Below are 26,232 nucleotides of genomic sequence, written 5' to 3' on the forward strand. Positions count from 1 at the left end.
CGGCATTCGCGGCCAGGTTGGCGGCGATCGCAGCCACCGTCGCGGCGGGGCCGCTGGGTGCCAGCGGTGCGCGCGGGGCGGCCGGTGCTGCACCGGCGGGGGCGCTGCGCATGCCCGCCTTCGGATCGAGGACGAACTGGACTTCGATCGGTGCGCTCCAGAATTCGCGGGCCAGATCGGAGATCCGTCCCGAAAACTGGCTCTTGACCCAGTCCAGCTTGAAGCGGTTCGGCGCGGCGATGGACAGCGTGTTCGCCGACGCATCGAAGGCCACCGGGGCCAAGGGTTTGATCCACGTCACGTACTGCTGGGGCGTCAACTCGCGCTCCAGCAGTGCGGAACAGTGTTGCCAGAAATCGTTCATCAAGTAACTGTCGTTTTTTGCATGCACAGCGCGGCTCGCCGGCGCCCTTGTCGCGGTGGCGCAACAAGGCCCGAAGCGGTCGTGCGAGCGTGCGTCGGACGCCTGCGTCACAGTGTCGGAGGGGCAGGCGGGCACCGAAGCGGCGTGCGGGATTCTTGGAGATAAGGCGAGATTCTACCGCCAAACGCGGCCACAGAGCGAGTTATCCACAGGCCGGTTGTGTGGGGCGCGGGGCCGGATCGCTCGGGGCGGGCACAGGCGAGCGACTCCTAAAGTATTGACCGTCAACGGAAAAACGGTTTAAATAGCGGGTTCCGCGAAAACCAATCCTGTATTCCCGGCGATTGCGTTCGCCCGAATGCCTCCGGTTAAGGGCACGCGGTCCCCTGAATTTCGACATTCTCGAACAAGTGAGAACATCATGAAACGTACTTACCAACCGTCCGTGACGCGCCGCAAGCGCACCCATGGCTTCCGTGTCCGCATGAAGACGGCAGGTGGCCGCAAGGTCATCAACGCTCGCCGCGCGAAGGGCCGCAAGCGCCTCGCCATCTAAGGCAGGTTGCGCGCTGTGTCCGCCGTCCGCAGTCCTGCGGAAGGTGCCGTCGAGCCGGGTGCGAATCCGTCGCAGACGAAAGCCGCCTTCCCGAAAGCTGCGCGACTTCTGAAAACGGATGAATTTTCATCCGTTTTTCGTTTGCGCCCCTGGCGGCGCTCCGCGCACTTCGTGATTTACGGCAAGCCGACCGGTCAGCCCGCGCGTCTGGGGCTCGTCGTCGGCAAGAAGTATGCGCCGCGTGCGGTGACTCGTAACCTCGTGAAGCGGCTGGCGCGCGATCAGTTTCGCCTGCGCCGGGCCGAATTCGCCGGTTACGACCTGCTGCTGCGGCAGCACACGCGCTTCGACAAGAAAGCGCTGCCGAGCGCGGCTTCCGCCCCGCTCGCGGCGATGTGCGCGGCCGAGATTCGCGAACTGCTCGACAGGGCAGTCCGGGAGATCGCCCGCCGTGCGTCGAAGCCCGCGTCCGAGTGACGCATCCGTGCCCGGTGCGGCGTTCGCGCCTGCCCGGCCGGTTTTGACGCGGCGCCGAACGGCGTCGCCCAAGGTATGGAAACGGTATTGATCGCCTTGCTGCGCTTCTACAAGGTTGCCGTGAGCCCGATGCTCGGCAACCGTTGCCGTTTTTATCCTTCCTGTTCGGATTACGCGCGCGAGGCAATCCAGTATCATGGCGCCGCGCGCGGCACGTATCTCGCCGTCAGGCGCGTGTGCCGATGCCATCCGTTTTCCGCGGGCGGCATCGACCTCGTCCCGCCGCCCAACTCCGACACTCGCGCTCGCGGCGAAGCCGACGCGCGGTCCCATCGACTCTGAGACAACGCATGGATATCAAACGCACCGTCCTATGGGTGATCTTCTTCATGTCAGCTGTCATGCTGTACGACAACTGGCAGCGGGACCATGGACGCCCGTCGATGTTCTTCCCGAGTGCCACGCAGACGGCCCCCGCGGCCGCTGCCGGCGGTGCATCGGGCACGGGCGCGACGACGACGACTGCAGGTGAAGTGCCTGCCGCCGCAGCCGGCGCCGCACCGTCGACGACGGCACCGGCCGCCCAGGCGCAGCTCGTGAAGTTCTCGACCGACGTGTATGACGGCGAAATCGACACGCGCGGCGGCACGCTCGCGAAGCTGACGCTGAAGAAGCAGGGCGACGGCAAGCAGCCCGACCTGTACATCACGCTGTTCGACCACACGGCCGGCCACACGTATCTCGCACGCTCGGGCCTGCTCGGCGGCGATTTCCCCAACCACAACGACGTCTACACGCAGCTGAACCCCGGCTCGACGTCGCTGACGGGTGACCAGAACGCGCTGAAGCTGTCGTTCGAATCGCCGGTGAAGGGCGGCGTGAAGGTCGTGAAGACCTACACGTTCACGCGCGGCAGCTACGTGATCGGCGTCGACACCAAGATCGACAACGTCGGCACGGCGCCTGTCACGCCGACGGTCTACATGGAACTGGTGCGCGACAACACGGCCGTCGAAACGCCGATGTTCTCGCACACGTTCCTTGGGCCGGCGGTCTACACGGACGCGAAGCACTTCCAGAAGATCAACTTCAGCGACCTCGACAAAAACAAGGCCGACTACGTGAACTCCGCCGACAACGGCTGGGTCGCGATGGTGCAGCACTACTTCGCGTCGGCCTGGATTCCGCAGCAGGGCGTGAAGCGCGATATCTACGCTGAAAAGATCGACCCGACGCTGTACCGCGTCGGCGTGAAGCAGCCGGTCGCCGCGATCGCTCCTGGCCAGTCGGCCGACGTGCAGGCTCGCCTGTTCGCCGGTCCGGAAGAAGAGCGCATGCTCGAAGGCATCGCGCCGGGCCTGGAACTCGTGAAGGATTACGGCTGGGTCACGATCATCGCGAAGCCGCTGTTCTGGCTGCTCGAGAAGATCCACGGCTACATCGGCAACTGGGGCTGGTCGATCGTGCTGCTGACGATCCTGATCAAGGCCGTGTTCTTCCCGCTGTCGGCTGCGAGCTACAAGTCGATGGCGCGCATGAAGGAAATCACGCCGCGCATGCAGGCGCTGCGCGAACGCTTCAAGAGCGATCCGCAGAAGATGAACGCCGCGCTGATGGAGCTGTACAAGACCGAGAAGGTCAATCCGTTCGGCGGCTGCCTGCCGGTCGTGATCCAGATCCCGGTGTTCATCTCGCTGTACTGGGTGCTGCTCGCATCGGTCGAAATGCGCGGCGCGCCGTGGGTTCTGTGGATTCACGACCTGTCGCAGCGCGATCCGTTCTTCATCCTGCCGGTGCTGATGGCCGTGTCGATGTACGTGCAGACGAGCCTGAACCCGACGCCGCCGGACCCGGTCCAGGCGAAGATGATGAAGTTCATGCCGATCGCGTTCTCGGTGATGTTCTTCTTCTTCCCGGCAGGCCTCGTGCTGTACTACGTCGTGAACAACGTGCTGTCGATCGCACAGCAGTACTACATCACGCGCAAGCTCGGCGGGGCCAAGAAGAAACCGGCCTGACGCCCGTTGCACACGCGGGGCGGCGCGTTCGCCCCGCGATGCACGAAAAAAAGCCGCATGGTTCGCCCATGCGGCTTTTTGCTTTTTGCGGGGCCGGTAATGCGGGTTCAGCCCTTCTTCGATTCGCCCGAGTCGCCGTAGAACTGTTCGACCAGTTCCTGCACGAGGTAGCGATGATGCGGCGACAACGCTTCGATCTTCGACGCGAGTTCGATCGTCTCGGGCGTCGGCGGATAGCGCTCGTCGCGCGGCAGCGGTTGCGGCGTCGGGTGTTCGATCACGCTCGGCGACGGGCCGTAATGCAGCCAGTGGACTTCGACGCGCAGCCATTCGGCGAGCGTGGCGAGTTTGTCCGACGTCGGGATCGTGCGGCCCGTCAGCCATTTGTGCGCGGTTTGCGGCGAAACGGGCTGCGCTCCGCGGTGGCGCAGATTGAATCGGTTCGCCAGCTCAGTCGCACCGGTGACCTTCTCCGGGCTGCGCCGCAGGGCGAATTTCAGGCGTTCCGAGAACGCGGCTTTTTCTTCGGATGTCGGCATGGGGAGATTGTGCAATTCCACCGCCGCCTCTCAGACAACCATTCAGGATAAACATAGCTCGTTCAGACGAATCCCGGTCTTGATCGAGGTGGATGGTGGAATTGAGGGCCGCAGCGTTGGGCCGCTCCAGCAGGCATACTCGTCCGAAACGGTGGCTGCGACATGGCGCCGGGATGATACTTGGCTTATCCCCGGCGGGATAAATTCGAGTGTGTCCGAATCCTGCGGGGTGGCCGGTGGCGTGTGTGCCGGCACGCTACAATGCCGGCGTTCCGATGCCCGAAGTGTTGCGCGGGCGCACCATACTCACTGATCACCCGATTCATCCCATTCATCCGATTCCCATGCTCGCTACCGATTCCGATCCGATCGTCGCCATTGCCACTGCTGCCGGCCGGGGTGGCATCGGGGTCGTCCGTGTGTCGTTCGGGCGCGGCGGCGAGGCGGCCGCGTTGCCGCTGATCGACGCGTTGTGCGGGCAGAAGCTCGCCCCGCGCCACGCGAGCTACGTGCCGTTCCTCGACGCGCACGGCGCGCCGCTCGACCGCGGGATCGCGTTGTACTTCCCGGCGCCGCATTCGTACACCGGCGAGCACGTGCTCGAGCTGCAGGGGCACGGCGGGCCGATCGTGATGCAGCTGCTGCTGCAACGCTGCCTCGATGCGGGGCGTGGTTTCGGGCTGCGGCTCGCGGAGCCCGGCGAATTCACGCGGCGCGCGTTCCTGAACGACAAGCTCGATCTCGCGCAGGCCGAGGCCGTCGCCGACCTGATCGAGGCGAGCACCGAAGCCGCCGCGCGTTCGGCCGGGCGTTCGCTCGACGGCGCGTTCTCGCGGCAGATCCATGCGCTCGTCGACGACGTGATCACGCTGCGGATGCTGGTCGAGGCGACGCTCGATTTTCCGGAAGAAGAGATCGATTTTCTGGAGGCGGCCGACGCGCGCGGCAAGCTCGCGAAGATCCGCGCGCAGCTCGCGCACGTGCTGGGCGATGCACGGCAGGGGGCGCTGCTGCGTGAAGGGTTGTCGGTCGTGCTGGCGGGGCAGCCGAACGTCGGCAAGTCGTCGTTGCTGAATGCGCTGGCCGGCGCGGAGCTGGCGATCGTCACGCCGATCGCGGGCACGACGCGCGACAAGGTTGCGCAGACGATTCAGGTCGAAGGGATTCCGTTACACATCATCGATACGGCCGGGCTGCGCGAGACGGAGGACGAGGTCGAGCGGATCGGTATCGCACGCACGTGGAGCGAGATCGAGCGGGCGGATGTCGTGCTGCATCTGCTCGATTCGCGCACCGGGATGACGGCGGATGACGAGACGATCGCGGCGCGGTTCCCGGGCGGCGTGCCGGTGGTGCGCGTGCTGAACAAGACGGATCTGACCGGGGTGGCGGCGTGTGTCGAGCATCCGGCGGCTGAGGGTGATTTGACCGAGGTGCATCTGTCGGCGAAGCGTGGCGACGGGATCGACATGCTGCGTGCGGAGCTGCTGCGGATTGCAGGGTGGCAGGCGGGGGCGGAAGGGGTGTATCTCGCGCGGGAGCGGCATCTGATCGCGCTGCGGGCCGCGCAGGAGCATATGGCGCAGGCGGCGGATCATGCGGAGCAGAGGGCGCAGTCGCTCGATTTGTTTGCCGAGGAACTGCGGCTCGCGCAGGAGCAACTCAATGCGATTACCGGAGAATTCACTTCGGATGATCTGCTGGGGGTGATTTTCAGCAGGTTTTGTATCGGGAAGTGACTCCGTCTATCGATGGAGCCAGAGTTGTTTGGCTAAGTCGGTGTCGGTCCTGTTTGCCGTGTCTGAGAAGCAACTGACGCGCCTGCCTGCGGAGCGCAATGTGTCATTGCCGGTTTTTGGGAAAATTGAACGCGGTCTGTTTCGAAAAATGCGCTGATCGCAATGACTCATCAGATTGTGTCTTGAGCAGAAAATGTGTGGTGAATTCCGGAATCTGACACGTGCGATAAAAATCTTGCTTCATTTGTATGAACAATTGTAGGATTGCGTCGCGCAGGTTGATGTGAAGAAAGAAGAAAGCTATCAAACTCAACTGATTCCGGGGGAAAGCGTGAAAAAGCTGTCTGTTTTTGCTTTTATTTTCTTGGTTTGTCAATCGCTTGCATTCGCAAAGCGTCTTGAGCCTGGTGTTACGATGTGGGCGGGGCAGTCGGTATGTTCCGATAACAACCAGTATTGCCTGACGCTGCAGAAATCAGACGGAAACCTGGTTCTCTATGCATCCAACGGCCAGGCCGTGTGGCAAGCAAAGACGAACGGAAAAGGCGTGACACGTGCCGTTATGCAGCCGGACGGAAATTTCGTGCTTTATACCGATGATAACCGTCCGATCTGGGTAATCAAGACGGAGCGCTCCAACTCGTTTCTGAATGTTCAGGACGACGGAAATATTGTCTTCTACTGGATGCGTCCGATTTGGGATAGCAAGACGAGCGATGTTTCGAGCATGCAATCAAACGAGGCTCGTGTCCTTTACCCGAACACTAAGCTGACGGCCGGAGTGAGTTATTCGATCGGGCAATACTTTTTCATTCTGCAGGCCGATGGGAACTTGGTGCTGTACAAGAACGGTGCTGTGATTTGGAACACCGGTACGGCAGGCAAGGGTGTAACGTCCGCATGGATGCAGAACGACGGGAATTTCGTCTTGTATAACGATGCTGGCACGCCGATTTGGAAAACCAACACGGGCGGGAATAGCAATGCCTTGTTCGCATTCCAGCCGGATGGCAACCTGGTGATCTATGTGCAGACGCCCAGTTGGGATCGTTTGGCCGGGTACAACCACCCGGACTACAAGGACCACCGCGGCCCTGGCCAGGGGTGGTGCATTGGCGCGTGCGGCGGAGCGATCATCTCCATTCCTTTCTGATCGGCGCAGTCGATGCGAGATGGGTCAGCGTGATGCGTCGTGACCTGCGCGACCGACGCTGACGACGGCGATCATCGCGATGAGGGGCGGGATAAGCCCGCCCCTTCCGTTTCAACAACGTCGCCAGTTACAAGGCTGTCATCCCGCCATCAATCCCAATGACGATGATGGTGGTAATACCCATCCCCGTAATACCCGCCACCGTCAGGCACCACGATACAGCCGCTCAACAGCACGGCGACGCCGGCAATCAGCAAAAGGACCTTCTTCATCGCGCTCACCTGCTCGGGTTCAATATGAAACCCAGCATAGCGAGCGGCTCCGGCCCAGGCTGTAAGCGATCGTTTCCCCGCGCCGCAATCCGTAACGGCGGATTATTCCGGTCACAATGACCGTAACAAATCCCCGAAGAATCCCTGAAACCGCAGACGTTTTCAGGCCGTGACGACCCTGTTTCGCCCCGTATCCTTCGCACGATACAGCGCGGCATCGGCGGCTTCGATCAATGCATCGGGCGTCGACAGGTCGTCGGCCGACACGGTCGCGCAGCCGACGCTGACGCTCACGCGCCCGGCCGGCGAGTCGGGCATCGCGAGGCCGAGCCGCAGCACCGCTTCGCGCGCTTCCTCGGCGACCAGCCGCGCCCCGCGCGCCCCCGTGTTCGGCAGCACGATCGCGAACTCCTCGCCGCCGTAACGCGCGACCATGTCCGCGGGCCGCCGCACCGCGCCGGCGAGCGCATTCGCGACCGCGATCAGGCACGCGTCGCCCCTCACGTGGCCGAACGCGTCGTTGTACGCCTTGAAGCGGTCGACGTCGACCATCAGCAGCGACAGCGGTTCGCCTTGCCGCCGCGCCTGCAGGAACAGCGTGTGGAAATGGTCGTTGAAATGCATGCGGTTGAAGGCGCCCGTCAGGCCGTCGCGCGCGGACGAACGGATCAGCGTCGCGTGCGCCTCGAACAACCGCTGGTACAGCATCGTCACTTCCCACGCGAGCACGCACACGAGCACGCCCGGCGTGAACATGCTGAACACGCGCGCGAGGTACCAGCCGACCGTGAAGCGATGGGTGCTCATCAGGTTCAGCGTCGTGTCGGTGAGGCAGGCGAGCACCGCGATCGCGAGCCACAGATCGAGCGTCGTGCGCAGCCGGCCGGTGGCCAGCACGGCCACGAGCGCCAGCGCATTGAGCAGCCACACGATCAGCGCGACGGCGTTGACGGGCAGCATGGCCGCGTCACCCGGCGGATGAAACGCGGGTGGCAGCGATACGTTCAGCGCGAACAGGCACAGCACCCCGGCGACGACAGCCGGCCCGCCGATCAGCGCGAGTGTCCACCAGCGTGTCTGCTGCGCGCTGATCGGGGCGCGTGCCAGCCGCTCGCGCGCGAGCAGCGCGACCATCACGAAACCGGGGAAGCCGGCATGCCAGAAGATCCACATCCACGCGGCGCTTTGTGGTTGCGCGCCGAACAGCCCGTGTGGTGCGAACACGCCGGGAAAGGTGAGCAGCTGCAAGGCGACGGCGAGCGCGGTAAACGCGTAGGCGCCGCCGAGTACGCCGAGCACCGGCTGGCGCGTCACGGTGAACTGCGCGCCGAGAAAGAACGCCGCGATGCTCGCCGTGGTGAACACGGTGAGCGCGCACATCGGCATGAACGGCTCGACGGCCGGCAGCTCGACGTTCGCGTGCGGCGCGGCGATCCCGAGCGCGAGCACGATGACGAGCGCCGTCAGGGCGCCGAACCAGAGCTGACGGCGTGTCGTGTGCTGGATCAGGATGCCTTCCATGGTGTTCCCCGGGCATGTACGCGGAAACGCCCGGTCTTGCGCCGGGCGACAGGCAACCGGCCGCCGCGCGACCGGTGCGGCCTGATCCTATCGCGTTATGGGTGCGCGCTCAAACCCCGAGGCCGGGACCGAAGTTGCCGGCGACCCACTGCGTGACGGCGTTCACGTCCGCGTAGTCCTGTTCGGGCAGGCCGTCGAGCATCGACAGCACTTCGTTGCTGGCGCCGGCGTCGCGCGCGGCATCGACGATCGCATCCTTGTTGGCCGGATAGCGGACGGCCGCGAGGACGTCGGCGATCTGCAGGTCGATCGTTTCGCTGGGAATGTCGTGCGGAGGCTGGGCGGGCTGGTCGTTCACGGCGGCGTCTCGCGGAGTGAGCGGATCAAGGGGGAATTGGATCGCGGCGAAATTCGGATGCTTAACAGGGCGCGTCACGCGTTCGCATGCCAAGGCGGCCGGGCCGGCACGCCCCGCGGATGAACGGCAATCGACTCAATGCTCGCGTCGCACGCGGCGCCACGGATGCTTCCAGTCGATGTGCGGTGTGTTTTCGTCGCGCGGATGCTGGCGCCGATGTTCCTGCCAAAGTTCGTCGGAAAACAGCGCCGCGACAATCACGAGCGGCAGCACGAGGAATATTCCGAGTATGACTTGCTCGAACACGATAGCCTCCTTGCGGTGGCAGGAACCCTTGCTCCCATTCTAGGCTCTGAACTTCGCCCGCGTTCAATTTCTTACAGTGCGAAACAGGCCCGGATGCGGCCTTGCCGCACGTGCGCCGGCATCAAAAAAGGACATGAACATGCAACTCCAGAACGATACCAACACGCTCGCGCTGCGGCCGCTGGAGCGCCAGGACCTGCGCTTCGTCCACGAGCTGAACAACGACGCCAAGATCATGCGCTACTGGTTCGAGGAGCCGTACGAAACCTTCTCGGAACTGTCACAACTGTACGACCGCCACGTGCACGACCAGCGCGAGCGCCGTTTCGTCGCGGTCGACGCGCAAGGCGAACTGGTCGGCCTCGTCGAGCTGATCGAGCTCGACTACATCCATCGTCGCGGCGAGTTCCAGATCATCATCGCGCCGCAACGCCAAGGGCGCGGCTACGCGGGCCAGGCGACGCGTCTTGCGATCGAGTACGCGTTCAAGGTGCTGAACATGCGCAAGCTGTACCTGATCGTCGATACGTCGAATGCGGCGGCGATTCATGTGTACGAGAAATGCGGATTCCAGCACGAGGCCGAATTGAAGGAAGAATTTTTCGGAAACGGCGCGTATCACAACGCTTATCGCATGTGCATTTTTCAGCGCGATTATTTCGAGCGCCAGTAAGCCACCCTGAATAAAGCAGGGTAAACACGCTGGTGAAAGGCGCCTGCGACGGGGCTTTCGCGGGCGCTGAAACCATGCGGAGAAGTACGGATAAATACGGATGCGCTTATACCTGGCATTTTTCTTGTATCGGGTAAATGCGATTCCGCGTTGCGGTAAAGTCGAATCGTTTCGGATGACTTTATGTGCGGCGCATCAAAATGATCCGGATAGAGAAATGGATTATCCAAACCGTTCAATCGCCGCGTTGTAACTTTGATGAAAGTCTTGCTGAGTAACGCTTTCCGCCCGGCGGCGCGAGCCCGTTCGTCGGGTGGTGCGTGTCGTCGTGCCTGTGCGGGATGTGAAAAACAGGCTGCGCACGGGGTGCGACAATCCGCCGCTATTGCGGTCGCACAACAAATGTGCTTGCTATCGCTTGCCGGTCTTCTAAAGTGAAAAACGCGGGTTCACGATCACCTTTAAACACATAGCTAACCCAAGCCTGGTGCCCGCAAGCCTGGAGACAGAACATGACGAAACGTACCGGTATCCTTTTTGCCCTCGTCGGCGCATTTTGCGCGGTGTCGATTGCCCAAGCCGGCGGCGATTCGGCCGTCAAGCCGAAGCAGGAAATCCAGTTGACGAAGAACGCATGGGGCTGCCTGTCGAAAGACAATCTGGACTCCGTACTGAGTCACGAGCGTGACGGCAAGTCGCAGGCGAAGCAGCAATACTTCGACGACTACCGGTGCCTGTCGGTGCCGGAAGGCCAGCGCTTCCGCGTGGTGTCGGTTGACCAGGGCGACGTGCAGTTCGTCAGCGCCGACAACAGCGACCAGCAGGGTCTCTGGACCGATTCGCGCTTCGTCAAGCAGTAAGCGTCCATTCACCGCGCCGTCACACGACGCGCGAGCGCGCCGGCCCGTTGAGCCGGCGGCGCGAACCGAACACGGCCCGGCACATGCCGGGCCGTTGCGCTGTGGGTGGCGCATGACACGCGCTGCACGGCCCGCATTCGGTATCATCACGGCCCGACCGAACCGAATGCCCGCCCGGGCCGACTCCGCATGGCGCTGAAATCCACGATCTACAAAGCCGAACTGCAAATCGCCGACATGGATCGGCATTACTACGCCGATCACGCGTTGACGGTGGCGCGCCATCCGTCCGAAACCGACGACCGGATGATGGTGCGCATCGTCGCGTTCGCGCTGTTCGCGCACGAGCGGCTCGAATTCTGCAAGGGGCTGTCGGACGTCGACGAGCCCGATCTGTGGCAGAAGGACCTGACCGGCGCGATCGACGTCTGGATCGAAGCCGGCCAGCCCGACGAGCGGCGCATCTCGAAGGCGGCCGGCCGCGCCGGGCAGGTCACGGTGATCGCATATGGCGGCAAGACGTCGGATATCTGGTGGCAGGGCGTGCGCAGCAAGGTCGAGCGGCTGCGCAACGTGCAGGTGCTGTCGCTCAACGACGGTGTCGCGGCCGCGCTCGGGAAGCTCGCGGAGCGCACGATGCGCCTGCAATGCACGGTGCAGGACGGTGCCGCATGGATCTCGAGTGCCGACCACGATCCGGTGGCGGTCGAGTGGACGGTGCTGAAGGCGCGCGCGGACGCGTGACGGCCCGCGTGCCGCCCGCGTTCAGCCGATCGCAGTCGGCGGCCCCTTGAATTCGAGCATGTTGCCTTCCGGGTCGAACAGGTAGATCGACGGCCCGTAGCCGCCGGCGCCGTAGCGTTCCGCGGGCGCGCCCGGCCGTGCGCCATGCGCGGCGAAATGGGCGGTCAAGGCGTCGGGATCGAACGGCTCGACGCGCAGGCACAGGTGATCGAGATTGCGCCCCGTGCCGGGCGGGCCGCTGTCGGGCCGGTCGATCGGGCCGCCGACCGACAGCAGGTCGATCAGCGCGTCGCCGGCGCGCAGTTGTACAAGGCCCAGATCGGGCTGTTCCTTCTCCACATGGCAGCCGACGGCGTCGCAGTAAAAGCGCGTCATCGCGGCCATGTCGGTCACGCGCAGCACGATGTGATCGATCGCGCGGATGGTCGGTTTCATGGGCAAGGCTCTCCTTCGCAGTCCACGAGCATCGAGTGTAGACGCATCGCGCCTGCGCCGCCGGCCGGAACGCGGCACAATCGACGGACGAAAAAAAGCCCGTTCACGCAGAGCGGAACGGGCTTAATCCATATCAGGAGGAGACATGGAGGAGACAGTTCCAACTATACACACGGCGATGGTGCGACGCAATATTCCGAATGCAAAAAAACGTCAGGACGGCGATTTGTCGCATCCGCAGTGCAACAAAATGGTGACGGGACGATGACGAAAACCGCGCCGGAACAGCCGGCGCGCGCGTTTTGTCGGATTTATTTTCAGTTGATGCGCCCCCGGTTATCCGGGGCGAATCACAGAGCAAGATTCAGGGCGCGACGGCACGTGCCGATGTCTAGAGTAGGCACCATCTACACTAGAGAGTGCGAGGTTCAGATGAAAACCGCCTATCCGACCGATGATGCCCGCTGGGGCGCCGTCACCGAGCGCGATCCGCATGCGGACGGCGCGTTCTTCTACGCCGTGAGCACGACCGGTGTGTTCTGCCGCCCGACCTGCGCGTCGCGGCTGCCGCGTCGCGAAAACGTGTCCTTCTTCGCCGACACGGCCGCCGCGCGTGCGGCCGGCTTCCGGCCCTGCAAGCGTTGCCAGCCGGAAGGGTTGCCGCGCGAGCTCGAGATCGTCAACCGCGCGTGCGCGGTGCTCGACGCGCATGCCGAACGGCTCACGCTGCAGCAACTGAGCGATGCCGTGCACGTGAGCCCGTTTCACCTTCAGCGGCTCTTCAAGCGCGTGGTCGGCGTGTCGCCGCGGCAGTACCAGGCCGCGCAACGCGGCGCCGCGCTGCGGCAGGCGCTGCAAAGCGGCCAGCCGGTCACGCAGGCGGCCGTCGACGCGGGCTTCAATTCCCCGTCGCGGCTTTATGCGTCGGTGCCGCGCGAGCTCGGGATGGCGCCGTCGGCGTTCCGCCGGCAGGGCGCGGGTCTGCGGATCGACTATGCGACCGCATCGACGTCGCTCGGCACCGTGCTCGTCGCTGCAACCGAGCAGGGCATCTGCCGGATCGCGTTCGGTGACGAACCGGTAGCCCTCGTCGGCGAACTGAAGGATGCGTTCGCGCGCGCCGAGCTGGTCGAAGCGCCGGCACGGCTCGCGCCGTTCATCACGCAGATCCGCGCGTACCTGGACGGCACGCGGCACGCGTTCGACTTGCCGCTCGACATCGCGCCGACCGCATTCCAGCAGCGCGTATGGGAGGCGCTGACGCATATTCCGTACGGCGAAACGCGCAGCTACTCGGAGATCGCCGAGGCGCTGGGTGCGCCGCGCGCGGTGCGCGCCGTCGCGTCCGCGTGTGCGTCGAATCCGGTCGCGCTCGCGATCCCGTGCCACCGCGTCGTACAGAAGGGCGGTGCGCTTTCCGGGTATCGTTGGGGCGTGCGCCGCAAGGCGACGCTGCTCGCGTCCGAAGCGCGTCATGTGCACGACGATCAAACCGAATTCGTTGCGGAGGGCAGCGCAGTTTGAGCATCGCAAAAACAACCATCACCTCCATCGTGAACGGCGGCCAGGTGCCGCCGTCCGCACAAATGGAACTGCGCTTCAATGCGCCTTACGACTGGGCGCGCGTGCTGCGCTTCTTCAGCGGGCGCGCGATTCCGGGTGTCGAGCAGGTCGCGGACGGCGTGTATCGCCGCATCGTCGACCTGCACGGCGATGCCGGCCGGCTCACGGTCGCGAAACATCCGCGCAAGCACTGCCTGGTCGCGACGGTCGAAGGCGCGGTCGCGTGTCATGTCGATGAGGCGTTCGCCGTGCGCGTCGCGACGATGTTCGACCTTGGCGCCGATCCGGCCGCGATCGGCGACGGGCTCGCGCGCGATCCGTGGTTTGCACCGCTCGTCGAGGCCGCGCCTGGGCTGCGTGTGCCGGGCGCGTGGTCGGGGTTCGAACTGGCCGTGCGCGCGATCGTCGGTCAGCAGGTGAGCGTGAAGGCCGCGACGACGATCGTCGGCCGGCTCGTCGAGCGGGCCGGCGAGCGCGTGGTTCAGGAGGACGACGGCGCGCCCGCATGGCGCTTCCCGACGCCCGATGCGCTGGCCGCCTGCGATCTCGACAAGATCGGGATGCCCGGCAAGCGGGTGGCGGCACTGACGGGCGTGGCGCGCGCGGTGGCGGCCGGCGACGTGCCGGTCGATCGCGAGCACGCGGACCTCGCGACGCTGCGCAGCGCGTGGCTCGATCTGCCCGGCATCGGCCCGTGGACCGTCGAATACATCGCGATGCGCGCATGGCGCGATCCGGACGCGTGGCCTGCCTCCGATCTCGTGCTGATGCAGTCGATCGCCGCACGCGATCCGGCGCTCGACCGGCTCGCGACCCAGAAGCACCGCACCGAAGGCTGGCGGCCGTGGCGCGCGTACGCGGCGCTGCATTTGTGGAACGAAGTGGCCGACCGGGCGGGCGGCGCGCGCGGCGGGTGACCGCTGTGGCGTGCGGCCGGGTGCGACCTGGCGAGGCCGCGATGCAACCCGTTGCGCAGGTCGTGCCGACATGCGTAGGCTAACCGCCGGACACCGGACACCGGACACCGGACACCGGACACCGGACACCGGACACCGGACACCGGACACCGGACACCGGACACCGGACACCGACCGTAACGGCAATTCCGCGCATCCGTCGCCGGCCGGATGCCAAGCGCGCGATGCCCACTTACCCCGCTTTCCGCGATCGGTTCAGCGGCAGGGTTGCACCTGCCGCCACCCGTCCGCGCATCACGTTCCGTCCGACGAATTCGCGTAACCGGCGTGCCCGTTGCCGCCGCATGGAACCGGTCGCAGATACGGCGACCGCCGCGACCGGCCCGCCCGGCGGCCCGCTCCGGCCCGCGCACCGTGCCCGGCGCCACCTCAAGCGCGTGTTTCGGCGAGATGTTAAAGTGCCCGCTACCAACGAAGCGACCAACAATCCAGCCGGCCGCGCGCGGCGTTCTGCGCGCGGCCGTCACGCACTTGCGTCTCCATGTCGAACACCATGACTCACCGCCAGTCCGAACTGCTGCTGAATCGCCTCGAAGCGCTGAGCTCGGGCCCGACGCGGCAGCATCTGCCCGACGGCCTGCGCGGCATCGAAAAGGAAAGCCTGCGCGTGACGCGCGACGGGATGATCGCGTTCACGCCGCATCCGCGCGCGCTCGGTTCGGCGCTCACGCATCCGGCGCTGACGACCGACTATTCCGAAGCGCTGATCGAACTGATCACGCCCGCGGAGCGCGACGCCGCGCTCACGCTCGAACGCCTCGACGATCTGCATCGCTACGTATATGCATCGCTCGGCGACGAGATCCTGTGGAACGACTCGATGCCGGGCCTGCTGCCGGCCGACGACCAGATCCCGATCGCCAACTACGGCACGTCGAACATCGGCCGCCTGAAGACGGTGTACCGGCGCGGCCTCGCGTACCGCTACGGCCGCACGATGCAGTGCATCGCGGGCATCCACTACAACTACTCGCTGCACGAGGAAGTGTGGCGGCGTCTGCATGCGGATGAAGAGTCGACGGCGACGCTCGTCGACTACCAGTCGGAACGCTATCTCGCGCAGATCCGCAACTTCCGCCGCCGCAGCTGGCTGCTGATGTACCTGTTCGGCGCATCGCCCGTGCTCGACACGAAGTTCCTGCGCGGCAAGCCGCACAAGCTCGACACGTTCGACGCCGATACGCTGTACCGGCCGTATGCGACGAGCCTGCGGATGAGCGATCTCGGCTACTCGAACACGACGGCCCAGGCCGCGCTGCACGTCGACTACAACACGCTGCCGGGCTATCTCGACGCGCTGTCGAAAGCCGTGAGCGAGCCGTATCCGGCGTATGAGGCGATCGGCACGCATCGCGACGGCGAGTGGATCCAGATCAACACGAACGTGTTGCAGATCGAGAACGAGTTCTACTCGACGATCCGGCCGAAGCGCGTCACGTATTCGGGCGAGCGGCCGCTGCATGCGCTCGCGTCGCGCGGCGTGCAGTACATCGAGGTGCGCTGTCTCGACATCGATCCGTTCGAGCCGACCGGCATCGCACTGGAAACCGCGCGCTTCATCGACGCGTTCCTGCTCGCGTGCGCGCTCGACGAGAGCCCGGCGCTCGACTGTCCCGCGTACAAGGAAGCGAACGCGAACTTCGGCAGCGTGACGATGGAAGGGCGCAAGCCGGGGCTTACGCTGCAGCGCGACGGCCAACCGGTCACGCTGCAGGCATGGGCGGACGACCTGATGGCTGATATCGAGACCGTCGGCCGTCGTCTCGACGAGATCCGCGGTGGCGACGAGCATGCGCGTGCAATCGCCGCGCAACGCGAGAAGCTCGCCGATCCGGAGCGCACGCCGTCCGCGCGCGTGCTGCGCACGATGCGCGAGCGCGGCCAGTCGTTCCTCGGGTTCGCGCTGGCGCAGAGCGAAGCGCATGCCGCGCATTTCCGTGCGAATCCGCCGTCGGCGGAGACGCTGCGTACCGAGCAGGCGCTTGCCGCGAAATCGCTGGCCGAGCAGGCCGAGCTCGAAGCGAAGGAGGCCGGATCGTTCGACGCGTTCGTCGCGGCCTATCGCGCCTATACGCTGAACCGCTTCAGCGTGTGATGCCTGCGCACGCGCATCGCGTCGGTCGGCGCGGTGCGCGATGCGTCTCTCCGTCACCGGTCGGGTCGCACCGTTGTGCGCTCGATCCGGTTGAATCTGCCGTCAGTGATGCGCGTACGTGCCGCGGTCGATTGCGTGCGGCAGCGCCGGTTTGCCCGATTCCACGTTTGCCCCGCCATCGCTGCCGTAGCCGGTGTCCTCGCCGCGCGCCTGCGCGGCACGGCGCATGATCGCCTGCATGTGGTCCGGAAAGTCGGGACTGCTCGCGAGGCTCGTCCGGTAGCCGGCGGCCTGCAATTCCACGAGTTCATGGCGGACCTCGGCACGCGTCAGCGTCGACGCGGCCTGCGCGTGAGCGGCGAAGGCCGCGCCGATCAGCGCGAACGCGCATGCAGCCTGTTTCATCGTCTTCATCGTGTTCACTCTGTGAGGTTCCGGTGCCGGGCCTGCCGTGGTCGGCGCGGGCGGAATCGATGCGGCCAGTCTAGGCTTCGGACGCCAAACGAAACATCCCGCCCGCCGTCAGGCACCTTTGCCGCATGTGCAACATTGCGCGGGTGAGCCGCTCGTGGCGAGCATTCCTGTCGAACGCGACAGCGGGCTGCCCGCTGCCGGACAGCATGTGGCGGCTGGTCCGTATCGGGTCGGCACGGATCGGGCTTGTCCCCCTTGTACAAGCGCCGCGCGCCTCCTAACCTCTTTTAAGCGACTGATCGGTTGGCCGTGCAACGTCGTTGCGTGCGCAAGCGCCTGATTGTTGTCGTGACCGCAGGACATCGCCTTGTACCGAACCCGGGGCATCCCGTTGCCAGCTCGGGTCGACTCTGGAGACACGATGAACCCCACCGACGCCCTACCGCCCGGCATCGTCTTCGCACAGCCGTTGACGCCGGTCGCCAACTCGCTGCTGCTGTCCTTCCTCGTCGCCGTGATCCCGATCGCGGTCGCACTGATCGCGCTCGGCGTGCTGCGCCGCCCCGCGTGGCAGGCGTCGCTCGCCGGGCTGGTCGCGGGCCTCGCGGTCGCGATCGGCGCATGGGGCATGCCGGCGGGGCTCGCGTTCAACGCGGTCGGCGCGGGCATGGCGCTCGCGCTCGTGCCGGTGATGTGGATCGTCTTCAACGCGCTGCTGCTGTACAACATCGCGGTGAAGTCGGGCCGCTTCGACCAGTTCCGGCAGTGGATGCTCGACAACCTGCCCGACGATCGCCGCCTCGTGCTGCTCGTCGTCGCGTTCTCGTTCGGCTGTCTGCTCGAAGGGATCTCGGGCTTCGGCACGCCGGTCGCGATCACGAGTGCACTCTTGATCGCGCTCGGCTTCCCCGCGCTCGAAGCGCTCACCTACACGCTGCTGTTCAACACGGCGCCGGTCGCGTTCGGTGCGCTCGGCGTGCCGATCACCGTGCTCGGTGCGGTCACGTCGCTGCCGCCCGCGACCCTCGCGCAGATGGTCGGCCGCCAGCTGCCGTTCTTCGCGCTGCTGCTGCCGTTCTACGTGGTCGGCGCGTACGGCGGGCTGCGCTCGATCTCGAAGCTGTGGCCCGCGCTGCTCGTGTCGGGCGGCAGCTTCGCGATCGCGCAGTTCGTCACGTCGAACTTCCTCGGCTACCAGCTCACCGACGTGCTGTCGTCGCTCACGTCGCTGATCGTCACGATCGGTTTCCTGCAGATGTGGAAGCCACAGCCCGATCCGCAATACGCGCTCGCGCGCAGCGTGCCGGCGACGGCCGGCGCCGCGCGCGCGGGCTTCGGCGGCTGGCTGCCGTGGCTCGTCGTGTCGGTGGTCGTGATCGTATGGGTGCACGCGAACATCGCGGCGATCGGCGACGTGAAGATCAAGTGGCCGGGCCTGCACAACGCCGTGTTCGTGTCGCTGTACCACAAGCCCTACGCGGCGATCTGGGACTTCCAGCCGCTCGGCACGGGCACCGCGATCCTGCTCTCGGCGATCATCACGGCCGCGTTGACGCGCACCGGCGTGGGCGATTTCTTCGAATGCGTGGTCAAGACCTGGCGGCAGACGTGGATCGCGATCGTCACGGTGATGATGATCGTCGGGCTCGCGTACCTGCTGAACTACTCGGGGATCAGCTACACGCTCGGCACCGGCGTCGCGTCGACCGGCGCGCTGTTCCCGCTGGTGTCCGCGTCGCTCGGCTGGATCGCCGTGTTCCTGTCCGGCAGCGATACGTCGGGCAATGCGCTGTTCGGCAACCTGCAGGTCGTCGCCGCGCGGCAGCTCGGCCTCGATCCGGTGCTGATGGCCGCGACCAACTCGTCGGGCGGCGTGATGGGCAAGATGATCTCGCCGCAGAACATCGCGACGGGTGTATCGACGACGGACCTGAAAGGGCAGGAAGGTGTCGTGTTTGCGCGCACCTTCTGGCACAGCGTGATTCTCACGCTGCTGCTCGGTGTGTTGGTGTTCCTGCAGCAGCACGTGCTGACGTGGATGATTCCGGCACTGCCGAAATGATGTGAGCGCAACGACAGAAGGAAGGCACGAGGAAAAACGAGGGAAGGCGCGGGAAAAGCGCTAGTCAAGTGCGGAGCCGATGAGCGCGCGGCAGTTCAGCGCGCGTTCATCCGCCGCGCCGTTCGTCCTGCTTCTTCCGTCCCGGCGCGTCGCTGCCGGCCGGCAGGATGCATGCGAGGAATGCGTCGATCGCGGGGCTCTGGCGGCGCGCCTTCAGGTAGTACACATATTCGTCGATCGTCGTGTCGACGCCGCGCAGCGCGATCACGCGCAAATCCGGATGGCGCTCGGCCTCGCCGAGCGGAAACAGGCTGCCGCCCACGCCGTGCAGGATCGCCTCGCGAATGGCTTCGCGGCTGCCGATCTCGGCCACCGAGACGGCCGCGACACCGGCCGCCTCGAGAATCGTCTCCGTGCAGCGGCGCGTGACCGAGCCTTCCTCGCGAATCAGCAACCGCACGTCGGCGAGCTGCGCCGGATCGATCGCGTCGAAACGCGCGAGCGGATGGTTGCGATGTACGACGAGCACGAGCGGGTCGGTCGAGATCACCTTGCGTTCGAGTCCGTCGGCATCGTTGCGCTGCGACGAGACGGCGAGATCGATGCGGAATTCCTGCAGCGCCTGCAGGATCTCCTCGGAGTTGCCGATCCGGCACGTGAGCGCGATCGACGGATGCGCGTGCGAAAAGCGGCCGACCGCGTCCATGATGTAGTACGGCCCCGTCGCACCGATCCGCAGATGGCCTTCGAACAGGCCGCCGACGTTGCGCAGCATGATGTCGGCCTGCGCCTCGAGCGCGATCATCTTCTCGACGAGCGGCAGCAGCTCGATGCCGGTCTCGGTGACCTCGAGCTTGCGGCCGCTGCGGTAGAACAGCTCGACGCCGTACACCTGCTCGACCTGCCGGATCTGCGCGGCGATCGTCGGCTGGCTCACGCCCAGGTGGCGCGCGGCGCGCGTGATGCTGCCCTGCCGGACGGTCGCGTGGAACGCCTTCAGCTGATCGAACACGACTCGGCTTCTCCCCTCTGTATCGCGCGTCAGCGTAGCGCATGCGTATGTCGGCCGGATGAAAGGCGCGTCGTGCGCCGCTTCGAAAAAATTCCTGTGGGTAACCCAAAGAAACCTGCGGTAACCGGTCACGGCCGGGACACGCCGATGCGGGGTAATAACGGCAACGCACCACCGCCGGCCCCGCTCGACCGGCGCCCCACTCCTATCGACAACAGGGTTCTCTTCATGTCCTCGAACAATCGACGCGATTTCCTGCGCCTCGCCGCGCAGTCGGCCGGCGCGATGGCCGCCTACGCGGGCTTCCCGCCCGCGATCCGCAATGCGCTGGCGATGCCGGCCGCCTATCGCACGGGCACGATCCGCGACGTCGAACACGTCGTGATCTTCATGCAGGAAAACCGTTCGTTCGACCATTACTTCGGCGGGCTGCGCGGCGTGCGCGGCTTCAACGACCCGCGCCCGCACCTGCTGCCGAGCGGTGCGCCGGTGTGGCAGCAGCCGCCGGCGTCGGTGTTCACGAAGCACTACCATTCGCGCGGCCTCGATCCGTCGGCGCCATACGTGCTGCCGTTCTACCTCGATCCGAAGCAGACGACCGAATTCCAGCCGGGCACCAACCACGGCTGGAGCAGCGGCCACCTGTCCTGGAACAACGGCCAGTGGGACCAGTGGGTGAACCAGAAGCAGGACGTGCTGACGATGGGCTACCTGAAGCGCCAGGATCTCACGTACCACTACGCATTGGCCGACGCGTTCACGATCTGCGATTCGTACTTCTGCTCGGCGCATGCCGACACCGCACCGAACCGCATCTACCTGTGGACCGGCACGGTCGACCCGCGCAACATCTACGGCAACCCGCCGAACGGCCCGGGCATCGGCGAGCGTGACGACGTGAACGGCTACACGTGGACGACCTACGCGGAACGCCTCGAGAACGCGAAGATCAGCTGGAAGGTGTACCAGGGCGGCACGGGCATCCCGGGCGACCCGACCGACAACTACACCGACAACTCGCTGATGTTCTTCAAGCGCTTCCAGGTGAAGGAAGGCGCGAGCGGCCCGCTGGTCGACAAGGGTGCGTCGGACCACACGCTCGCCGAGCTGAAGGCCGACGTGCAGGCGAACCGGCTGCCGCAGGTGTCGTGGATCGTGTCGCCGTACAAGTACAGCGAGCACCCGCAGGCGTCGCCGACCGACGGCGCGTTCTACATCAACATGGTGCTCGAGGCGCTCACGTCGAACCCGGAAGTGTGGGCGAAGACGGTGTTCATCCTCAACTACGACGAGAACGACGGGTTGTTCGACCACGTCGTGCCGCCGGTGCCGCCGGTGACGAGCGGCGTGGGCGGCCAGGGCATCGTGTCGTCGAACCTGCTGTCGAATCTCGGCGACGAGCTGCTCGACCTGAACAAGTACCCGGGCGAAATGAGCCCGCTCGTGCCGGGTGCGGACCCGGGCGGCATCCAGCCGATCGGCCTCGGGCCGCGCGTGCCGCTGATCATCATCTCGCCGTGGACCAAGGGCGGCTGGGTGTGCTCGGAGACGTTCGATCATACGTCGGTGCTGCGTTTCCTCGAAGCGCGTTTCGGCGTGAAGGAGCCGAACATCAGCGCGTGGCGCCGCTCGATCTGCGGCGACCTGACGTCGGCGTTCGACTTTTCCGCACGGCCCGATACGCGCACGGTCAGCTTCACGGTGCCGCAGCACATCACGACGGCCGGCCAGGCGTACCAGGTGCCCGCGCAGCAGTCGATGCCGGCGCAGGAGCCGGGCACGCGCCCGGCACGTGCGCTGCCGTACGAGCTGTTCGTGCACAGCCGCGTGAACGGGCACGACGACAGCGTGTCGCTCGACTTCGCGAACACCGGTGACGCAGGCGCGGCGTTCTACGTGTACGACCGCCGCAACCCGACGACGGCGCCGCGCCGCTATGCGGTGTCCGCGCACGACCGCTTCGTCGACACGTGGAACACGTCGGCCGCGCGCGGCGACTACCATCTCGCGGCCTACGGCCCGAACGGCTATCTGTGCGAATTCCAGGGCAACACGCGGCTCGCGGCGGACGGCCGCCACGCGAACCCCGAAGCGCGGATCGGCTACGACGTGCGCAACCGCCACGTGTACCTGCAACTGCGCAACAGCGGGCGCGCGACGTGCCGCGTGACGGTCGACAACGCATACAGCCACCAGCATGCGCGGACCTACACGCTGGAGCCGGGCGAGCGCATCGAGGATCACTTCGAGCTGTCGTCGAGCCACGGCTGGTACGATTTGACGATCACCGCGACGACGCTGCGCGGCGGCGACGACAAGGTCGTGCGCCGCTTCGCGGGCCACGTCGAGACGGGCCGGCCGAGCCAGAGCGATCCGGGGCCGGTGAAGCACACGGCGGCCTGACGGCTGCCACGCGTCGCGCGATACGGGCGAGGTCGGCCCGCCGCGCGACTGCCGCCTGCCGGGCGCGTTTCGGTTGCATTCCGGCAGGCGGAATTGGCTTTTGGAAACTGAAAACTGTTGACAATGTGCCGGGTCGAGGGTATACAAGGATCATTCGCCGATATGGCGCCCTCGTTTTCTACCGCAGCCCTGCTGCCTGCCCGACCATGACAGCCCCGAACGCGCTCAGCGCCATCGAACTCCTGCAAAGCCAGTCGCTCGCGATGATCGTCCAGGACATGCTCGAGCGCGCGATCGTCTCCGGCGAATACGCGCCCGGCGAGAAGCTCAACGAAGTCGAGATCGCGACCAAGCTGAACGTGTCGCGCGGCCCCGTGCGCGAAGCCTTCCGCGCGCTCGAACAGGCCGGCCTGCTGCGCAACGAGAAGAACCGCGGCGTGACGGTGCGCGTCGTGCCGCTGCGCGAAGCCGAGGAGATCTACGAAGTGCGCGCGATGCTCGACGAGTCGGTCGCGCGCGCGCTCGCGAAGCGCATCTCGCCCGACACGCTGAAGGTGCTGAAGGGCATCATCCAGTCGATGAAGGACGCCGCGAAGACGCACGACGTCACGCGCTATACCGAGCTGAACGTGCAGTTCCACGACGCGATGGTCGTGGGCGTCGGCAATACGCATCTCACCGATACCTACCGCCGGCTCGTGCGCCAGCTCGGCCTGCTGCGCCAGGCGGCGATCGAGGCCGAGGAGGACGCGATTGCCGTGTCCGCGGCCGAGCACGACAAGATCGTGCAGGCGCTCGCGGGCGGCGACGAGGAGCAGGCCGTGGCGCTCGTGCGAGAGCACTTGTCGCACGGCCTCGAGCGCATGCGCCGTACGCATGAGCAGGGCCTGCCCTCGACGGGCAAGTCGGCGCGGGAAAAGCCCGTGCGCGCGTAACTGCGCGGCAACGCCTGCGTGGGTTGCCACGAAATGGTTGCCGCACAAAGGCAAAGGGACGCTTCGCAGCGTCCCTTTTTTCATTGCGGCTTCAGGTCCTGAAGGTCCTGAAGGTCAACGCATCGTCACGCCTTGTCGGCTTTCCCGGCCGCGCTCGCGAACTTCGCGAGCCACGTGTCGACAACTGCCGGCGGCCGGCTTTCGTCCTCCGCGCGCTCCTTGCGGCGGATCGCATTGCGCACGACGTGCGCGCCGACATAGCGGATCGGCTCCGGCGGGAAATGACCCAGCGGGCCGCGCACGATCGGGCTGCGCGTCCACGCGTTGTCGAGGCCGAGCACGAGGGACGACAGGATCTGCCCGCCCATGTAGGTCGGCCCCACGCCGTTGCCCGAGTAGCCGAAGCCGTAGAACACATTCGGCGCGTCGTCGAGGCGGCCGAAGAACGGGAAGCCGGTGACGGAGCGATCCGACGGCCCGTTCCAGCTCGCGGTGACCGGCACGCCCGCGAGCGACGGAAAGAACGCGCGCAGGCTTTGCGTGAGCTGCGCCTCGTACGGCGAGCGCCGGTCGAACACGGGCGCGATGCGGCTGCGCCACGAGAACGTGTTGCCGCCCTTGCCGAGCATCAGCCGCCCGTCGGCGGTGGTGCGGTAGTAGTAGACGAAGATCCGCGAATCGAGCACCGACACGCCGTCCACGAGCCCGGTCTTCTCGAGCAGCTCCGGGCATTTCTCGGTGATGACCATGTCGCTCGACACGACCGCGATCGTGCGCTCGAACTGCGGGAAGCGGCTCGCCATCCACGCGTTGATCGCGAACACGAGCTTGCCCGCGCTCACGCTGCCGGACGGCGTGCGCACGACGGCAGGCTGGCCGGGCGTGAAGTCGAGCATCGGTGTGCGTTCGTAGATCCGGATGCCCATCGCGAGCGCGACGCGGCGCAACCCGCGCGCGAGCTTGCCGGGATGCACGGTCGCGGCGATCGGCGAGTAGACGCCGTCGAGATTGCGGGCGGAACCCGAGCGGCGCGCGACTTCGGCGGGCGGCAGCGGCTCGTAGCTGTGGATGCCGCACGCGGCGAGCGCGTCGAGCACCGGCGCGAGCGTGCCGATCTGCGCGCGCGACGTCGCGGTGTACAGCGTGCCGTCGAGCCTCAGCTCGGCATCGATGTCGTGCGCGCGGCAGAAATCGGCGATGTGCTGCACGGCCGCTTCGGATGCCTTCACGAGCCGGATCGCCTCGGCTTCGCCGAACAGCCGCCGCAGCGTCAGGAATTTCGCGGACCACGTGAGCAGGCAGCCGCCGTTGCGACCGCTTGCGCCGGCGCCGCACAGGTCGGCCTCGACGATCACGATGTCGAGCGCGGGGTTCTGCTGCTTCGCCTGGATGGCCGTCCAGAGCCCGGTGAAGCCGCCGCCGACGATGCACACGTCGGCCTGCGTCGCACCTTGCAGCGCGGGGGCGAGATCGCCGTCGTTGAACAGCGCTTGTTCGATCCAGAAGGGTCGCATGGGAGGGTTCGCCGAAAAGGGGCCATGCCGTGCACGGCCCGAAACAACTGACCGCCACATGCGAACGTGCATGCGGCGGGGACCATCACGTCACGCTGCCGCTTCGGCCGACACGCGACGCACGCCCATCGCCTTCAGCGTGTCCGCGATAGCCGCGACCGCGCCCGGGATGCCGGCTTCGCCGAAGTGGCCGATGCAGCCGACCCGGAACGTCTCGACCTCGGTCAGCTTGCCCGGATACAGGATGTAGCCGCGCTGCTTGACCTCCTGGTAGAACCGCTTGAAGTCGTAGTTCGGATCGTCCGGTGCATGGAACGTGACGATGATCGGCGCCTGGATCGCCGGATCGAGGAACGGCCGGAAACCGAGCGCGAGCATCCCGTCGATCAGCGCGCGATAGTTGCGCTGGTAGCGGCCGCCGCGTGCCGCGAGCCCACCTTCGTCGACGTATTGCGCGACCGCGGCGTCGAGTGCCGCGACCACGTGCGTCGGCGGCGTGAAGCGCCACTGCGTCGTGCGCTGCATGTAGACCCACTGGTCGTACAGGTCCATCGCGAGCGAGTGGCTGTTGCCTTCGCAGCGTTCGAGCGCACTGCGCTTCGCGATCACGAAGCCGAGCCCCGGCACGCCTTCGAGGCATTTGCCGGATGCGGCGATCACCGCGTCGAACGGTGTCGTGCGCGCGTCGATGTCGATCGCGCCGAACGAGCTCATCGCATCGACGATCAGCGCGCGGCCGTGCTTCGCGACGACCTGTGCGATGTCGTGCAGCGGGTTCAGCACGCCGGCGCCCGTTTCGCAATGCACGAGCGCGACGTGCGTGATGGTCGGATCGGCGGTGAGCGCGCGCTCGACGTCGGCCGGATCGACACGGCGATCCTCGCGGTAGTCGATCGTCGTCAGCTTGCGGCGGAGCACGCGGCAGATCTTCGCGATGCGCTGGCAGTACGCGCCGTTGTTTGGCACGAGCACGTGGCCGTCGCGCGGCACGAGCGTGCCGATGGCCGCTTCGACCGAGAACGTGCCGCTGCCTTGCAGCGGGACGCATTCGTGCGTGCCTTCGCCATGCACGATCTGCAGCAGGCGTTCGCGCAGCCGCGCGGTGATCGCGTTGAAGTCGCTGTCCCACGATCCCCAGTCGCGCAGCATCGCGTCGCGCGTGGTGTCGGAGGTCGTCAGGGGGCCAGGGGTGAGCAGGATGGGCTGGGCGGCGAGCGTCATGGTGTCTCCTTGATGAAGTCG

The 26,232-nt window shown here is 65.9% G+C and carries 26 protein-coding genes; 15 read left to right on the forward strand and 11 right to left on the reverse strand.

All coding sequences use genetic code 11. The annotated features are described in order from the left end of the window. Positions 1-364, reverse strand: a 364-nt coding sequence (locus F3J15_RS25240; RefSeq protein WP_275692405.1) for a DnaA N-terminal domain-containing protein, incomplete at its 3' end; no start/stop codon positions are given. A 421-nt stretch (positions 365-785) separates the two neighbouring features. Here F3J15_RS25240 and rpmH point away from each other — a divergent pair. The 4 genes from rpmH to yidC all read left to right on the forward strand — a co-directional run bounded on the left by rpmH (position 786) and on the right by yidC (position 3,415). Next, entirely contained in the window at positions 786-920 is a 135-nt protein-coding gene (gene rpmH / locus F3J15_RS25245) for a 50S ribosomal protein L34 (RefSeq protein ID WP_004198824.1), read from the forward strand. 15 nt (positions 921-935) lie between these two features. Beyond that, entirely contained in the window at positions 936-1,397 is a 462-nt protein-coding gene (rnpA, locus tag F3J15_RS25250) for a ribonuclease P protein component (RefSeq protein WP_039364627.1), read from the forward strand. A 75-nt stretch (positions 1,398-1,472) separates the two neighbouring features. Next, positions 1,473-1,739, forward strand: a complete 267-nt coding sequence (yidD, locus tag F3J15_RS25255) for a membrane protein insertion efficiency factor YidD (RefSeq protein ID WP_006750110.1) — start codon at positions 1,473-1,475, stop codon at positions 1,737-1,739. 8 nt (positions 1,740-1,747) lie between these two features. Continuing rightward, positions 1,748-3,415, forward strand: a complete 1,668-nt coding sequence (gene yidC / locus F3J15_RS25260; RefSeq protein WP_166894735.1) for a membrane protein insertase YidC — start codon at positions 1,748-1,750, stop codon at positions 3,413-3,415. Between the two features lie 107 nt (positions 3,416-3,522). Here the strand turns inward: yidC and F3J15_RS25265 are convergent, their stop codons facing one another. Beyond that, positions 3,523-3,954 (reverse strand): transcriptional regulator, encoded by a 432-nt coding sequence (locus tag F3J15_RS25265; RefSeq protein ID WP_085043236.1) that lies wholly within the window; start codon positions 3,952-3,954, stop codon positions 3,523-3,525. A gap of 344 nt (positions 3,955-4,298) precedes the next feature. On the opposite strand from F3J15_RS25265, the gene mnmE reads away from it, so the two are divergent. Beyond that, entirely contained in the window at positions 4,299-5,693 is a 1,395-nt protein-coding gene (gene mnmE / locus F3J15_RS25270) for a tRNA uridine-5-carboxymethylaminomethyl(34) synthesis GTPase MnmE (RefSeq protein WP_166894737.1), read from the forward strand. A 283-nt stretch (positions 5,694-5,976) separates the two neighbouring features. Next, on the forward strand, positions 5,977-6,846 hold the full coding sequence (locus F3J15_RS25275) for a curculin (mannose-binding) lectin (protein WP_345891571.1): 870 nt from the start codon (positions 5,977-5,979) through the stop codon (positions 6,844-6,846). 149 nt (positions 6,847-6,995) lie between these two features. On the opposite strand, the gene F3J15_RS38140 is transcribed toward F3J15_RS25275, so the two are convergent. The 4 genes from F3J15_RS38140 to F3J15_RS25290 form a co-directional block, all read right to left on the reverse strand. Then, positions 6,996-7,118 carry a hypothetical protein gene (locus F3J15_RS38140; protein ID WP_256218021.1) on the reverse strand — a complete coding sequence of 41 codons (123 nt, stop codon included), beginning with the start codon at positions 7,116-7,118 and terminating at the stop codon, positions 6,996-6,998. Positions 7,119-7,280: 162 nt separating this feature from the next. Continuing rightward, a complete protein-coding gene (locus F3J15_RS25280; RefSeq protein WP_166894739.1) occupies positions 7,281-8,639 on the reverse strand; it encodes a sensor domain-containing diguanylate cyclase in 1,359 nt (452 codons plus the stop codon). Positions 8,640-8,748: 109 nt separating this feature from the next. Then, on the reverse strand, positions 8,749-8,997 hold the full coding sequence (locus F3J15_RS25285) for a DUF2795 domain-containing protein (RefSeq protein ID WP_046544145.1): 249 nt from the start codon (positions 8,995-8,997) through the stop codon (positions 8,749-8,751). 135 nt (positions 8,998-9,132) lie between these two features. Beyond that, entirely contained in the window at positions 9,133-9,303 is a 171-nt protein-coding gene (locus tag F3J15_RS25290; protein ID WP_166894741.1) for a hypothetical protein, read from the reverse strand. A gap of 139 nt (positions 9,304-9,442) precedes the next feature. On the opposite strand from F3J15_RS25290, the gene speG reads away from it, so the two are divergent. From speG to F3J15_RS25305, 3 genes are all read left to right on the forward strand, one after another. Next, entirely contained in the window at positions 9,443-9,976 is a 534-nt protein-coding gene (gene speG / locus F3J15_RS25295) for a spermidine N1-acetyltransferase (RefSeq protein WP_166894743.1), read from the forward strand. Between the two features lie 512 nt (positions 9,977-10,488). Then, positions 10,489-10,836: a hypothetical protein gene (locus F3J15_RS25300; protein WP_069249177.1), complete on the forward strand. Its 348-nt coding sequence runs from the start codon at positions 10,489-10,491 to the stop codon at positions 10,834-10,836. Positions 10,837-11,025: 189 nt separating this feature from the next. Further along, on the forward strand, positions 11,026-11,580 hold the full coding sequence (locus tag F3J15_RS25305; protein WP_039364653.1) for a YaeQ family protein: 555 nt from the start codon (positions 11,026-11,028) through the stop codon (positions 11,578-11,580). 21 nt (positions 11,581-11,601) lie between these two features. On the opposite strand, the gene F3J15_RS25310 is transcribed toward F3J15_RS25305, so the two are convergent. Then, complete coding sequence (locus F3J15_RS25310; protein WP_069249176.1) at positions 11,602-12,015, reverse strand: VOC family protein; 414 nt, start codon at positions 12,013-12,015, stop codon at positions 11,602-11,604. A 432-nt stretch (positions 12,016-12,447) separates the two neighbouring features. Here F3J15_RS25310 and ada point away from each other — a divergent pair, with 432 nt between their 5' ends. From ada to gshA, 3 genes are all read left to right on the forward strand, one after another. Beyond that, the gene (ada, locus tag F3J15_RS25315) at positions 12,448-13,539 is read left to right on the forward strand and encodes a bifunctional DNA-binding transcriptional regulator/O6-methylguanine-DNA methyltransferase Ada (RefSeq protein WP_166894745.1); all 1,092 of its coding nucleotides are present in this window, start codon (positions 12,448-12,450) and stop codon (positions 13,537-13,539) included. Continuing rightward, the gene (locus tag F3J15_RS25320; RefSeq protein ID WP_166894747.1) at positions 13,536-14,495 is read left to right on the forward strand and encodes an AlkA N-terminal domain-containing protein; all 960 of its coding nucleotides are present in this window, start codon (positions 13,536-13,538) and stop codon (positions 14,493-14,495) included. The genes ada and F3J15_RS25320 overlap by 4 nt, the downstream gene beginning before the upstream one ends. A 541-nt stretch (positions 14,496-15,036) precedes the next feature. After that, the gene (gene gshA, locus F3J15_RS25325; protein ID WP_166894749.1) at positions 15,037-16,650 is read left to right on the forward strand and encodes a glutamate--cysteine ligase; all 1,614 of its coding nucleotides are present in this window, start codon (positions 15,037-15,039) and stop codon (positions 16,648-16,650) included. Positions 16,651-16,752: 102 nt separating this feature from the next. Here gshA and F3J15_RS25330 read toward each other — a convergent pair whose 3' ends face one another. After that, the gene (locus tag F3J15_RS25330; RefSeq protein ID WP_166894751.1) at positions 16,753-17,064 is read right to left on the reverse strand and encodes a DUF4148 domain-containing protein; all 312 of its coding nucleotides are present in this window, start codon (positions 17,062-17,064) and stop codon (positions 16,753-16,755) included. A gap of 421 nt (positions 17,065-17,485) precedes the next feature. On the opposite strand from F3J15_RS25330, the gene F3J15_RS25335 reads away from it, so the two are divergent. Next, entirely contained in the window at positions 17,486-19,126 is a 1,641-nt protein-coding gene (locus F3J15_RS25335) for an L-lactate permease (protein WP_166894753.1), read from the forward strand. 106 nt (positions 19,127-19,232) lie between these two features. Here F3J15_RS25335 and F3J15_RS25340 read toward each other — a convergent pair whose 3' ends face one another. Continuing rightward, positions 19,233-20,138, reverse strand: a complete 906-nt coding sequence (locus F3J15_RS25340) for a LysR family transcriptional regulator (protein WP_166894755.1) — start codon at positions 20,136-20,138, stop codon at positions 19,233-19,235. A gap of 228 nt (positions 20,139-20,366) precedes the next feature. Between F3J15_RS25340 and F3J15_RS25345 the strand changes: the two genes are divergently transcribed. Continuing rightward, on the forward strand, positions 20,367-22,541 hold the full coding sequence (locus F3J15_RS25345; protein WP_166894757.1) for a phospholipase C, phosphocholine-specific: 2,175 nt from the start codon (positions 20,367-20,369) through the stop codon (positions 22,539-22,541). A 206-nt stretch (positions 22,542-22,747) separates the two neighbouring features. Continuing rightward, positions 22,748-23,476 (forward strand): phosphonate utilization associated transcriptional regulator, encoded by a 729-nt coding sequence (locus F3J15_RS25350; protein WP_089461792.1) that lies wholly within the window; start codon positions 22,748-22,750, stop codon positions 23,474-23,476. Between the two features lie 125 nt (positions 23,477-23,601). Here F3J15_RS25350 and F3J15_RS25355 read toward each other — a convergent pair whose 3' ends face one another. Further along, positions 23,602-24,990, reverse strand: a complete 1,389-nt coding sequence (locus F3J15_RS25355) for an FAD-dependent oxidoreductase (RefSeq protein WP_166894759.1) — start codon at positions 24,988-24,990, stop codon at positions 23,602-23,604. A 90-nt stretch (positions 24,991-25,080) separates the two neighbouring features. Continuing rightward, positions 25,081-26,211: a 2-aminoethylphosphonate--pyruvate transaminase gene (locus tag F3J15_RS25360; protein ID WP_166894761.1), complete on the reverse strand. Its 1,131-nt coding sequence runs from the start codon at positions 26,209-26,211 to the stop codon at positions 25,081-25,083. Positions 26,212-26,232: the final 21 nt, after the last annotated feature.

The organism is Burkholderia sp. Ap-955 (assembly GCF_011753045.1).
In the GTDB taxonomy this organism is placed as follows: domain Bacteria; phylum Pseudomonadota; class Gammaproteobacteria; order Burkholderiales; family Burkholderiaceae; genus Burkholderia; species Burkholderia lata_D.